The sequence below is a fragment of the Mucilaginibacter sp. OK268 genome (assembly GCF_900103125.1).
Lineage (GTDB): Bacteria > Bacteroidota > Bacteroidia > Sphingobacteriales > Sphingobacteriaceae > Mucilaginibacter.
Map to the genome: position 1 here is coordinate 437,875 of NZ_FNJV01000001.1, position 12,897 is coordinate 450,771.

At 44.9% G+C, this 12,897-nt stretch carries 10 protein-coding genes; 3 read left to right on the forward strand and 7 right to left on the reverse strand.

All coding sequences use genetic code 11. The features are described from left to right. The first annotated feature begins 59 nt into the window (after positions 1-59). Positions 60-2,102, forward strand: coding sequence for an aceric acid hydrolase (locus BLR84_RS01805; RefSeq protein ID WP_090463487.1), 2,043 nt, complete (start codon positions 60-62; stop codon positions 2,100-2,102). A gap of 165 nt (positions 2,103-2,267) precedes the next feature. On the opposite strand, the gene BLR84_RS01810 is transcribed toward BLR84_RS01805, so the two are convergent. From BLR84_RS01810 to BLR84_RS01840, 7 genes are read right to left on the reverse strand one after another with little or no spacing between them, the layout of a single operon-like run. Continuing rightward, positions 2,268-4,583, reverse strand: coding sequence for a DUF5703 domain-containing protein (locus BLR84_RS01810; protein ID WP_090463490.1), 2,316 nt, complete (start codon positions 4,581-4,583; stop codon positions 2,268-2,270). A 1-nt stretch (position 4,584) separates the two neighbouring features. Continuing rightward, the gene (locus BLR84_RS01815; protein ID WP_090463493.1) at positions 4,585-6,006 is read right to left on the reverse strand and encodes a sialate O-acetylesterase; all 1,422 of its coding nucleotides are present in this window, start codon (positions 6,004-6,006) and stop codon (positions 4,585-4,587) included. Between the two features lie 9 nt (positions 6,007-6,015). Continuing rightward, complete coding sequence (locus BLR84_RS01820; protein WP_090463496.1) at positions 6,016-7,581, reverse strand: sodium:solute symporter family protein; 1,566 nt, start codon at positions 7,579-7,581, stop codon at positions 6,016-6,018. Continuing rightward, a complete protein-coding gene (locus BLR84_RS01825) occupies positions 7,578-8,744 on the reverse strand; it encodes a four-carbon acid sugar kinase family protein (protein ID WP_090463499.1) in 1,167 nt (388 codons plus the stop codon). Before BLR84_RS01825 ends, BLR84_RS01820 begins: the two co-directional genes overlap by 4 nt. Before the next feature lie 4 nt (positions 8,745-8,748). Beyond that, on the reverse strand, positions 8,749-9,789 hold the full coding sequence (gene pdxA, locus BLR84_RS01830) for a 4-hydroxythreonine-4-phosphate dehydrogenase PdxA (RefSeq protein WP_090463502.1): 1,041 nt from the start codon (positions 9,787-9,789) through the stop codon (positions 8,749-8,751). Continuing rightward, positions 9,786-10,718: a dihydrodipicolinate synthase family protein gene (locus BLR84_RS01835; protein WP_090463505.1), complete on the reverse strand. Its 933-nt coding sequence runs from the start codon at positions 10,716-10,718 to the stop codon at positions 9,786-9,788. The genes pdxA and BLR84_RS01835 overlap by 4 nt, the downstream gene beginning before the upstream one ends. A gap of 9 nt (positions 10,719-10,727) precedes the next feature. Then, positions 10,728-11,894, reverse strand: a complete 1,167-nt coding sequence (locus BLR84_RS01840) for an iron-containing alcohol dehydrogenase (protein ID WP_090463508.1) — start codon at positions 11,892-11,894, stop codon at positions 10,728-10,730. Between the two features lie 417 nt (positions 11,895-12,311). On the opposite strand from BLR84_RS01840, the gene BLR84_RS29880 reads away from it, so the two are divergent. After that, positions 12,312-12,452 (forward strand): FIG domain-containing protein, encoded by a 141-nt coding sequence (locus tag BLR84_RS29880; RefSeq protein ID WP_176851916.1) that lies wholly within the window; start codon positions 12,312-12,314, stop codon positions 12,450-12,452. A gap of 173 nt (positions 12,453-12,625) precedes the next feature. Continuing rightward, a complete protein-coding gene (locus BLR84_RS30515; RefSeq protein WP_369829169.1) occupies positions 12,626-12,727 on the forward strand; it encodes a hypothetical protein in 102 nt (33 codons plus the stop codon). Positions 12,728-12,897: the final 170 nt, after the last annotated feature.

Genomic DNA, 12,897 nt, shown 5'->3' on the forward strand with positions numbered 1-12,897 from the left:
TCCCCTCTGGGTCTCTCGCAGAGGACCCTGAGGTTCCCTCCTCCTCTCGAAAAGCTAAAATGAAAACATTGTATAAATATCTTATCATCACATTATTGGTAATTGCCGGCGGCAGGATTTCGGCACAAAACAAAGCATTGGTTAACACCAGCAAAAGCAATTACGCCAAGTTAAGTAGCCTTGATATGGGCTCGGTACAGTGGACGGGTGGTTTCTGGGCCGACAGGTTTAAAGTTTGCCGTGATACCATGATCCCCAACCTGTGGCGGGTTTATACCGACCCAAAGATCAGCCACGCTTACCGTAATTTTGAAATAGCCGCCGGATTGGACACAGGCTCACACGAGGGGCCGCCCTTTCATGATGGGGATTTTTATAAGCTGTTTGAAGCAGTAGCGAGCATGTACGCAGCCACGCATGATCCGGCACTTGACCGCTTGATGGATAAAACCATAGCCGTTATTGCTAAAGCGCAACGGGCCGACGGCTATATCCACACGCCAACCATTATTGAGGAGCGCAAGAACAGCATTAAAGAAAAGGCCCTTAGTGACCGCCTCAACTTTGAAACGTATAATCTTGGTCACCTGATGACCGCCGCCTGCGTGCATTATCGCGTTACGGGTAAACCAACTTTGCTGAAAGTAGCTATCAGGGCAACCGACTATCTTTACAAATTTTATAAAACCGCTTCGCCAGAGTTGGCCCGGAATGCCATTTGCCCTTCGCATTATATGGGCGTAGTAGAGATGTACCGCACCACCCGCGATCCTAAATATCTGGAGCTGGCCAAAAACCTTATCGATATCCGCGGCCTGATGAAAGATGGTACTGATGATAACCAGGACAGGGTGCCTTTCCGCCAGCAAACTCAGGCCATGGGGCATGCAGTGAGGGCCAATTACCTTTTTGCCGGTGCTGCCGATGTGTTTGCCGAAACGGGCGACACCTCCCTGATGCATACTTTAAATTTAATGTGGAACGACGTGGTGAACCGTAAAATGTATATCACTGGTGGCTGCGGATCGCTGTATGACGGTGTTTCGCCGGATGGGACTTCCTATAATCCGAACGAGGTACAAAAAATTCATCAGGCTTATGGGCGCGATTACCAGTTGCCCAGCTTTACCGCTCATAATGAAACCTGCGCCAATATTGGCAATGTTTTATGGAACTGGCGCATGCTGCAAATAACAGGCGATGCAAAATATGCCGATGTGATTGAACTGGCACTATATAACAGTGTGCTTTCGGGCATCAGCTTAAGCGGTCGCGATTTTTTATATACTAATCCCCTGGCCTATTCAGATAGTTTGCCGTTTAAACAGCGCTGGTCGAAGGATAGGGTTAGGTATATCAAACTCTCCAATTGCTGTCCTCCAAACGTGGTGCGTACCATTGCCGAGGTGAGCGATTATGCTTACAGTGTATCGGATAAAGGTTTGTGGTTTAATTTGTATGGCAGCAATACCATAACGGCTAAACTGAAAGATGGAACGCCAATAAAAATGACCCAAACTACCAACTATCCATGGGATGGAAAGGTCCGCATCCGGTTTGATGATGTGCCGGGAAATAAAGCTTTCTCGGTGTTTTTGAGGATCCCGGGCTGGTGTAAAGGTGCAAGTATCAAAATGGCCGATCAGCCGGTGCCACAGTTAGGTGCCACTCCGGGAGCTTATACCCAGTTGAACGCCGTTTGGCGAAAAGGAATGACAATTGATCTTGACCTGCCTATGCCGGTAACGCTGATGGAAGCTAATCCGCTGGTTGAAGAAACCCGCAACCAGGTAGCGGTTAAACGTGGCCCGGTGGTGTATTGCCTTGAATCGGCCGATCTGGCGGAGGGACAAAAGATCTTCAATATAGCGCTGTCAATTGGCAATGTACTCAAACCGGAAATGATCAGGATAGATAACAGCGAGATTATGAGCCTTGTTGGAAAAGCCGACGTTCGGGATGAAAACAATTGGAGTAACAGGCTTTATAAAGAAGTATCCGCACCAAAACAAAACGCTACTGATATCAGGCTGATACCATATTATGCATGGGGAAACCGTGGGCATGTGGATATGGAAACCTGGTTGCCGCTGGATTTTTAAGAGGGAAGGTTAAAGGCGAAAGGTTTTTAAGGTGTTCCGCGTTTTCACGCTCAAAAAATGGAATGGCCCTCTTTTTACAAAAAAGAATACCGGGACTTTTTCGATTGTTTTTTTCCGGAATCAAAAAATTGGGACACCCGATTTGTTACAATTGAGAAGAGGGTTTTATCGGCTTAGCATCACTGTAATATCTTTCCTTCTCTCTTCCGGAAAAACTTTCATATCAACTATTTTTCCATCCTTTAGCTTCGCTTCAACAGTGGTGTTGTAAGGCGCGTGAAGTAAAAAATGCACATCCCAATCCTTTGGCCAGGCAGGAAAAAGCAGGATCTTTTTATCATCCACCTGCATCAGCATTTCCTGCAGACCGATCATGCCCGAGCCACCCCAATTATGGTCGGGTGCCCAGTCGAAACCCGGTCCCCAGAATGCGGGGAAACGCCTGCCTGAATTTTTGAGTTTAAAGGTGGTCAGTTTGGCAGCTTCACTGGTAAGTCCTAAGCGGGCAGCAAAAATGTTATCTTGTTTCCAGCCTATGCCGCTCCTGAATTTGGCTACGAGGGTATCCAGTTTCCATGTGTTCAAAGCGGTATCTAAGCCCGGTTTGCCTAAGCCGAAGATTCCCCATGGAAATACCGGGTAAAACTGGGTGTTCTCTTCGTTACTAACCCGTTCCCATGATTTGGCAGGAGTGAGGGTTTTGCGACCATCAATTTCTGCAAATGTTAATGGGGGGATGCGTTTCAGTAAGCTGGTCAATTTCAAGCGCTCGTCGCCCGTTAAATAGGTATCTGGCAGGGCCAGCATTCGTTTGGTGATGGTTTGCAGGGCTGCTATGGTAGAGTTGGAATTATAAGCCATCTTAAAAGTTTCGGCGGATGAACCGGGGTATAAAACCAAATGGCCATTCCCATTAAGTGCTTTAGCGCTTCGTTTGTGGGAAAGGTATTGGTAATGCTCGTCAAAGAAAGTAAGGCAACTTTCAATGAAAGGAATGTATTGGTGGATATCATCGCCTTTGTACCGCTCAGTTTCCAGCATCATGAGGCAAAACTCAAAAACGGTATCCCAGGTATATTCAAGCCAGGCGTTGTATTCTATGCCCTTATCAAAATCGGCGGGGCGTTTCCAGGTATATTCGGCACTATTCGGCAAACCGAAATTCTCTACTTGTTCGGTAAAGCAGGCCCCGTTATGCCCCCAATAAACCTGACTGCGCAACTCGGCGTTTTTTAGGGAATGGAGATAGAAATCAAATTCCGGTTTCATCATGTCAATATCGCCGCTTTTCAACATCGGAAAATATACCAGCCGTTGATTTTGGGCAGTCATTAAACCGCCGCCCCAATTACGGAAATCGGGTGTAAAGGCATATTGCGGATTTACAAAAACGGGATCGTAAGTAAAAAGGCCACCGTTAAATTTAGTGGGGGCTTGTCCATAAGCATTACAGCCCAGCATGTACCTGAATAACTGGTAATTTTTACCGTTTTGCCATGCTGAAGTATCATTGGCAGGCTTATCGTTATTGATATAGATAAAGCTCCGGCCCCAGTACTGCTTCCACCAGTCGGCTGTTTTTTGCCATACTGTTTTGTGGTTGGATTCTGCTTCGTTAACTACTTTCTGTAATCCCTGTTGCCATTCATTTATGGATGTGGTTTGTTGAGTGCTTAGGCAGATCTCAAGATCCTGTTTGGCAGCGGGTTTGATGCTCTCCAGCCTCCAGCCTTCAAAGTCAGTATTAAGATATTGCCCATTTACAGTACCAGCAGGTTTCAGATTTTTGCCTTGCATCAGCCCTCCGAAGGTGAGGTTCTTAAGCGGATTGTACATCTGATCTTTAACCGCATCCATACCCTGCTGTTTTACAGTAACGTCAAATATGGTAGAATCGAGGTTGTGATGGTAGAACTGGATGGCGTCGCCTTTAAATGCAATATTATCCTTCAGCGTTTTTATATCGTTGCGAGGGGCAAATTTCCAGGAGCCTTCATTTTTTTCGAGGCCTTTAACCTCCCTGTCGCGGTAGCGCCAGCTTTCAAAAGTGGCTTCGGTTTTAATGGCTTTATTGCTGCTGATATTAACATGAATCACCGGGCGGTAAACATCAACCCAAAGTTTTATTTCGGCTTTTAAATCGCCGTTTTTTCCGTGGATGAGAATAGAGCCATTTTGAAGTTTTAGCTCCTGTTTAAAATCACTTCCACCGAAAGGATTTGGCGATAGTTTGATCCTTATGCGGCCGGGTTTGAGCATGGCGTTGTTTTCATCAAAGGTGCCGCTGCGGGCTATATAAAAGAGCAGTTCGCCTTTTTCAACCCATACATTCAACCCGATATCGCCGCCGCCGCAGGGCATGGACTGGCCCGAGTTTTGGCTCTGGCTTGTCCAAACTTCGTTGTATTGTTCAATGCCTTTATTTTGGGCTAACGCGATATTGCAGTACAGAAAGCAAAGCAGCAACAAGAGTTTTTTCATATTACCAATCGTCGGTTCTGAATGAGGAAACGGGGAGCCCGTTAGTGCCGAACAGATCGCCCACCACAAAATCCCTGAAGGCGTAACGCACAGCCACAGGCTCTTTTACCAAAGCTGAAGATACAATAATTACACTGCCCGATATCATGGCTTGCGCCGGGTAAAATATTTTGTCCTTACCCGCTATTTCAAAGTTTTGGATTGGTTTATTGAAGGAGGTCAATCCGTTCTCAGCATGTTCAAACCTGATGGTAGCCCGGTTGCCATCCACCGTCATTTCTTTATACAGCGGGCTCGCATAATCGAACCCTTTAATACCATAAGTTTGCGCTAAGGCGAGATAGGCCAACCGTGTACCTACGGGTTCTTTCCTTGGCGGGTGAATAGTCACCTGCTCACCAATATCAAGCAATACGGCCATACCACTGTTAGGTATAACTTTTAACGATTTACGCTGAGCGTCGCGCAGGTAAGCTGAATTGTATTTGCCGCCAGCATTGTATGGTGGTAGCTGGGTATAATCATAAGGTGCTATCTGCGTATAATAAAACGGAAAATCGCCTTGTTGCCATAACTCGCGCCAGCGTTTCACCATTGCCGGGAAAAGCTTTTCATATTGGCCGGGCCGGTCATAATTTGATTCGCCCTGGTACCAGATACAGCCTTTGATACCGTAGTCAATCACCGGGTTCAGCATGCCATTGAACAGAGTAGTAGGTGTGCGTGATACGGCTTTAATAGAATCTGTTTTAGCCGGGACCTTGATCTCCGGGAAGTCTTTCAGTCCCTCAGGATCCATCCATGCTTCTGCACTCGAACCACCGTAACAATCGCTAATGAGGCCGATAGGCACATGCAGCATTTCGTTCAGCAACCTGCCAAAATAATAACCGGTTGCACTAAAGTTGGCAACAAATTCGGGTGAAGCAACATGCCATTCGGAAGGTTTGCTATTTTCCTGTACTTCAGTTACTGATGAACGGGGAACAGTATAAATATGGATGTTGTTATTAGCAGATTTTAGTATCGCATCAAGGGACCCGTTTATCGGCTGGCTTTTATAACCCTTCATAGGGATCTCCATGTTTGATTGCCCGGTGCAAAGCCAAACTTCGCCAATCATTACGTTGTTTAGTTTGATGGTATTACCATCGCTGATGGTTACGGTATAAGGGCCGCCGTAAACCGGGGTGCTTACTTTGGCTAGCCATTTGCCGTTTGCATTTACTTTGACTTTATAGCTTTTCTTATTCCATGAGGCGTTGATGATAACGGTTGAGGCGGCTTTGTCCCAACCCCAGATCGGGGCTTCGCTTTGCTGTTGCAGCACCATGTTATCAGTAAAAATGGATGCCAGTTTTACCTGTGCCTGCGAGGATATAAACAGGAATAAACCCAGGCTTGATGCCAGTAATTTTTTCATTGCAGTAAATTATTTTGTAAGCTTTCCCGCGCGCTTAGTCTCAAGCCATCCGCTGAAAAGCAGGTTTTTATTCAAGTCGGGTTTAGGGAAAAACAGGCTGGCCAGGGATCCGATTATAATCACCACCAAATGGCTGTACACGCCCAACATGTACTTATGCTGATTAAAATTGTATTTACCCAGATCAAGCAGGATATGTTTATCGGCATCCAAGCCTATTTTGGTAGAGGTTAAAAAGGCATAAGCCGTAAACAGGATACAGGCTATGATCCCGATATTTAATCCCTGCCGGTTAGCCCGGTTGTTGAATAAGCCCAGTAAAAAAATGCCCGCTATGCCGCCCGAAAATATAGCGTACAGGGTAAACACAATACCTAAAGCGCCCTCATCACCGGCAAGCAGGTATAGGGTAGCTATGCCCATTGCCCCTAAACCTGCCAGTATTACTATCCATCTTCCGGCTTTCAAATATTCTTTATCTGATTTATTGGGTTTGAATTTTTTATAATAATCCTCCACACCGATAGCCGACAGGCAATTAAGATCGGCTCCCAGGCTGGAGATAGCCGCTGAGATCAATGCGGCCAATATTAATCCCACAACACCTGTAGGTAGTTTGCTCATGATAAAATAAGGGAAAACAGCATCAGCCTTAATACCTGCCGGTAAAGGGTTTTGCTGGTAGAAGGCAAACAAAGCCGTACCGATAAACATAAATAGTGCCCAAAGCGGTACGGTAAGCGTTATACCTAATATGGATGCCCTGATGGCCGCTTTATCTGTTTTGGCAGTAAGATAACGCTGAACCATGGTTTGATCGGTGCCGTATTTTTGAATGGCGTAAAATACACCGTTGATAGCCATTACGATGAAGGTGAGCTTTTTGAAATCCCAGGAATAAGGACCGAAGTTGTTTTTATGGTTCACGCTGGCAATGTGCCATAGTTCGGGGAAGCCACCTTTGATAGAGCAAATGAGGATAATGAATGATGCTATCCCGCCGGCTATCAGCAAAAAGCCCTGTACCACATCAGCCCAGATCACCGCCTCAATACCCCCTATGAGCGTAATTACAATGATCACAACACCAATTATCCAGATGATCACAAATGTATTGGTGTTGGTCATGTTAGCGAGCGCCAGCGCCAGCAGGAAAAATACCGTACCCATTTTTGAAAAATGGGTTAATACGAAACTTACAGAACTATAAAACCGGGCAAATAAGCCAAAGCGTTTTTCAAAGTATTCATAAGTACTTACGCCTATCACCTCGCGATAAAGGGGCACTATAAACCAAACCATCAGGAGCAAAACTATGGGTACCATTAAGCCCTGCACCAGCAAGATCCAGTTGGATGTAAAACCTTCGCCGGGATAGGCCAGAAAGGTTACACTGCTGATAAGCGTAGCCATTAATGACATACCTATTGCCCATGCAGGGATTGAACCGCGCGATACGAAATATTTTTTAGTGGAGTTTTGTCCTTTTGAAAATCTGAGACCGATGGTTAATGAAATGGCCAGTGCCAGGGCTATGATGATATAGTCTGCCAGGTGCAGGGTTTCATGTTTCATATGCAGGTATAGTTATTGGTTCCCCAAACGGGAGCCGGCCAGGGGTAGCTGCCTGGTTTTAAAGTTAAACATAATTGGTTATTGCCGGCTACGCGCATATGAATAACTCCGGGAGCTATTAGTTTTGAGGGATATAATTTTTCGATGTCTAAACGTTCAAGTATAGCCCAGGCAGTTGCGCCACCCTCAATCAGTAATTCATGAAGCGAGGTGTGCTCGATAACCTGTCTTACAATAGCTGCCATTTTGTGGCTCAGCAATACCGGGTCGACTTTAATGTTCTTAATAAAATCGGGGTTTATAGCAATGATGGCATTATTACCAGCGATGATACTGGAAGCTACGTGGCTGGCAAAAAGGGCATGCACATTATCGCCGCTGGTTTCGGCACAGATGGTTGCCGCAGGTACGTAATGTACCGGGATATTATTATGCTTGCCATTGTTTAAGTTTAGCTTGCCCTGGTAAAAGGTACTGCCAAATACAAACAATCGCCTGCCGGTGGTTTCAGGATCAGGCGTTTCAATCTTTTGAGCTGAACGCAAGTGTTGAAGTAGGTAGGTAAACAAGTTTGCCGAACCTGCCAGCAGGGTGTCGCTATCTGTTTTATTTATCCAATATCCAAGGTCTTGCTCATCATTAGCTGCACCCATAAGGATTCCCATTGGGGGCAGTTTTTCTTCTTTTTTTACAAGGCGAATCTTTTCATCAGCCCTCAATAATTCAATGATATTTGAGCTTAAGGCAGGGAAAGTTGGATCGTTGGCAAAATCACTGAGATGGATAGGCACACCGTTGTAATAAAATGTATCGCCAATGAGTTTTTTTGAGTGATAAGGATTGCCAGGCACAATGAGTGCCCTTTTTAATCCTGATGCTATCAGCTGGCTTTGTAGTTCCTCAACAATGTGCCCCCGTAAAACTGAGTCTATTTTTTTGAAAATAAACCGGGGCTTTAGTTGTAGCAGTTGAACCGTAAGGTCATGCATGATCGCCTTAGCCTTATCTAAAGGAAGTGATCGGGTGTCAGTAGCTATAATCAACAGATCGGCATCGCAGCGTTCATCAACAATGGTACTAACCTCAGTTCTTAACCCGTGGTTGAGGCCAATTCCGGCAAGCTCTGCCGCACCTGTTAAATCATCTGCAATTACAGCGATCATATCCTTATACTTTTATCCTGTTTTTGCTCAACTGTACGGCAGACTCAATAGCCAGGATCATAGCATCACTGCTGGCAACGCCTTTACCTGCAATTTCAAAAGCCGTACCGTGATCAACCGAAGTACGGATGATAGGCAAGCCCATAGTAATGTTAACGCCTTTTACACTATCCATCTGCTGTTTTTCGGCGTTCCATTTAAAGCCGGTGAGTTTAAAGGGGATATGTCCCTGGTCGTGGTACATGGCCACTACGCCACCATAATACCCGGTTGATGCTTTGGAAAACAAGGTATCGGCAGGCACCGGGCCTTCTACATCATAACCTAATTTTAGCGCCTCTTGTACAGCTGGCAGAATCTCCAAATCATCTTCGGTACCAAACAAGCCCGAATCGCCGGCATGCGGGTTAAGCCCGGCTATGCCGATCTTTAGGTTTTTTTCTCCAAGAGAGATGAGGCCATCCTGTAAAAGTTCAACAACTTCAACAATCCGGTTTTTTTTTACCAAATCGCAAGCCTGCCTTAACGACACGTGGGTTGATACATGGATCACCTTCATATTATGTTCTACCAGAAGCATCGCATATTTTTTTGTGCCGGTGTAATGGGCATATATCTCAGTGTGCCCTGCGAAATGGTGCCCGGCCTCATTAATCGATTTTTTGTTGATAGGCCCGGTTACAGTAGCGTCAACTTCGCCGTCAAGCGCCAGTTCAATTGCTTTTTTTACTGCTTCAAATGAGGCGTTGCCAGCCATCGCCGAGATTTCCCCAAACTTGAGTTGTTCCAGATCTACATTATGGAGATCGAATACATCAGGCTTTCCAAATTCAAAGTTTGCTTTGCGGATATCTTTTATGGAGTTGATATGTGCATCTAAGTTCAATCTTTTTACGATGTCAAAAAATACGCCAGTGTCGCCAATAATTACCGGGCGGCAAATCTCAAACAGCCTTTCGGTAAGTAAGGCCTTAATCGCTATCTCGGGACCAATACTGGCCGGATCGCCCATGGTTATCGCTATGATTGGTTTCTCGGCTGTCATTGGTATATTGGTAAGCTAAGATTTTCAATATTAAGCATGCTCTGTAGTTTCTTTTGCAGGTCGGCAGCTTCGGCATCACTAACTTTCAATAGCGGTGGCATCATGTACGGACGACACAATCCGGCGCTTTGCATTAAGGACTTCAGTGCTGCCAGCGATTCGCCCAGCAGGCGTTTGCCCTGGTAGATATCACCCACTAAGTTAGAATGCCTTTGTAATTGCAGGGCAGCAGGCTCATCATCATTATCGGCCGCGACAATCATTTTATAATAGATATCGGGGAACAGGTTTCCGGTACTTGGCACCAGGCCATCGCTGCCGGTAAATAATGCATGGGCAGATTGTGCGCCCCAGCCCAAAAAATGACTGAAATCGGCGCGGCCGATCCATAGTTTGAGCGAATCTCTTAAGCGGTCATAGTTCCGTTCCGAATCCTTGGTGCCTACGATATTATCATGATAGCTTAATTCATCGAGCAGGTTTAAGTTGATAGATACATTGGTGGTGGCGGGGATGTTGTAAACTATCAAGGGGATAGGTACTTCATTGGCTAGGGTTTCAAAGTATGTTTTAATTTCATATTCAGTTAGTGTGAAATAGGCAGGCAGGTGCGCTACCGCAACATCAATCCCTTCACCAGCACAACGCTTGGCCAGTTCAATGGAATCGGCCAGGCAATTTGATGAAATACCTGCATAAATCAACCGCCCCGGCTGCCTTACTGATGTTGCCAGTTTAATAAAATCGAGCTTAACATCGTTTGGCAATGAGGCAGATTCACCGGTGGTACCCAGTATGAAAGGTACACCGCCGTAATTGAAAATATTATCGAATATCTTTTCAACCGCTTCATGGTCAAGTTTATAATTGTCAGTAAGTGGTGTAATTGATGGCACTACCAAGCCATTATATTTCTTTTTTAGTTTCATTAGTATGTTTTAATAAGCAGCCTCGTAAATGTTAACAGCGTCATCTATGTTTATCGGTCGCGGGTTGTTTTTAAGCAAGCGCGTAATTTTCATGGCGTCGGCCGCCATTTGCGGTATGGTGTTTTTATCTATGTCTATTTCTTTTAAGCTTGCAGGGATGCCGCAGTCTTTAATCAACTGACGGATCTTTTCTACTCCGGCCTTAGCTGTTTCAAAATCATTGACACCGCTATTGCAACCCAATGCACGGGCAACAGCGGCATATCGTTCCGTGGTTGCCGGAATGTTATACTCCATTACAAAAGGAAGCAATAAAGCATTTGATAAGCCATGGGCAATATGGTACATACTGCCCAGCGGATAAGAGAGGGCATGGACACCGGCCGTATTAACAGGACCTAAACAAAAGCCGCCCATCAAGCTGCCGATAGCCAATTGTGTGCGGGCTTCTTCATCGGTACCATCATTTACTGCTTTAACCAAATTGCCGGCTATAAGCCGGATCCCTTCAATCGCATACATGTCAATAAAAGGATGTGCATACAAATTTGTATAAGCCTCAAGGCAATGCGTTAGCGCATCAAGACCTGTCGCGGCGGTAACCTCTGCCGGGAGACTGACCATCAAATCCGGATCAATGATCACAACATCCGGAACCAGGTAAGGGCTGATAATGCCTTTTTTCTGATCATCTACATTATCTATCAATATCGCATTTGGCGATGCTTCGCTGCCGGTACCTGCTGTCGTAGGTACGCAGATCAGTTTTTTAGTACGGGTTTTAAGCAGACCATTGCCTGTTATCCCTGCCAGCGTTTGGTCGTTGTTAATTTGCGCTGCTATGAGCTTGGCTATGTCAAGGACGCTGCCGCCGCCAATACCTATGATTACATCAGCCGCGGTGTGCTTTACTGATGCAAGCAGATCTTCAAAGTCTTTAAATGAAGGCTCTTTCACTATTGAGGTATCAACGTGAACAGCAATCCTGGCTTCTTTAAGCTGAACTAAAACAGGTTCAAGTTTTCCTGACAACGGGCTGATGGTAATGATCAAAGCCGATTTATACCCGCTGTTAATAATCTCATCAGTTAATTTTAAAAGCGATTTTTTGCCAACAATTATCTGGCCCGGAAACCGGATAGTGATGTCGCGATAAGGATGTTCAGTTTGCGGCATATACTTATTATATTATAATGGCGGGCCTTTTTAATTGGTTTTGATATAAAACAAAGATGGATAATGCCACCCCCCATTTTTATCCAACCGTTATCCAATTATTGTACGATATTATCAAAAGGTATATCTGCCCGTAAGTCATTATGATATGATATGCCTGTAATTGGCTTTTATGGATAGCAATGGTGATAAATGATCTCTGAAATGCAGGGAGACGGCTCATGACAGTTCGATAACAAAGGCCCGGTAACTTAGCAAAAAGGTGATTTTGAGATAATAGGGTAAATTTTTAGCTGTCTGAATAGCTACTGTCGCTCTTATTCGAAATCAATCAAATCACCATAGCATAATTATAACTCACCCGGTCAGATACGGTACTTTTAATATTTTCTGTTAACTCAATAAATACACACGCCCATGAAAGTAGTAAAAACAGTAGGACAATTTATTATAGAGAAACCGGCAGGTTTTCCTTTTGTCAAAGGCGAGCTGTCACGGTTTTTACGTGAAATAGGCATTGCCGCTAAAATTGTAAATCGCGAAATCAGCAAGGCTTGACTTATTTGATATCATCGGCGAAACCGACTCGGGAACTCCCATGGTGAACGGCATATACTAATGAGCAATTCATTTCGGCCTTGCGCATCGGCAGCGAGTGCTGTGTTGTAGCATCTGAAGAAAATGATGAACCTATCCAACTACCCCAACAGTATCCAAACGGAAAACTAAGATTGGTATACGAATGTAACCCGATGGCCTTTATTGTTGAACAGGCAGGCGTCGCTGAATCTACCAGGTTAAATAATAAATGCGCTAAAAGACACTGTTTTTAATATCGGCTCCAAGCAACTCATCCAGCTTTAGAAAAGCCGATTGTGCTGGCCATTTAGTGTGAACCATCCAGGATAGATCAAACAAATACAAAATAAACTGGATTTGCTGCAAAGAGGGTTCAATTATTGAACATTTTAGACCAATTTTTAAACCTCTGTATAGAGTTCTG

Coding starts and splice junctions, on each gene's coding strand:
- BLR84_RS01805 (WP_090463487.1), top strand. CDS start 60: ATGAAAACATTGTATAAATATCTTATCATCACATTATTGGTAATTGCC.
- BLR84_RS01810 (WP_090463490.1), bottom strand. CDS start 4,583: ATGAAAAAACTCTTGTTGCTGCTTTGCTTTCTGTACTGCAATATCGCG.
- BLR84_RS01815 (WP_090463493.1), bottom strand. CDS start 6,006: ATGAAAAAATTACTGGCATCAAGCCTGGGTTTATTCCTGTTTATATCC.
- BLR84_RS01820 (WP_090463496.1), bottom strand. CDS start 7,581: ATGAAACATGAAACCCTGCACCTGGCAGACTATATCATCATAGCCCTG.
- BLR84_RS01825 (WP_090463499.1), bottom strand. CDS start 8,744: ATGATCGCTGTAATTGCAGATGATTTAACAGGTGCGGCAGAGCTTGCC.
- pdxA (WP_090463502.1), bottom strand. CDS start 9,789: ATGACAGCCGAGAAACCAATCATAGCGATAACCATGGGCGATCCGGCC.
- BLR84_RS01835 (WP_090463505.1), bottom strand. CDS start 10,718: ATGAAACTAAAAAAGAAATATAATGGCTTGGTAGTGCCATCAATTACA.
- BLR84_RS01840 (WP_090463508.1), bottom strand. CDS start 11,894: ATGCCGCAAACTGAACATCCTTATCGCGACATCACTATCCGGTTTCCG.
- BLR84_RS29880 (WP_176851916.1), top strand. CDS start 12,312: ATGAAAGTAGTAAAAACAGTAGGACAATTTATTATAGAGAAACCGGCA.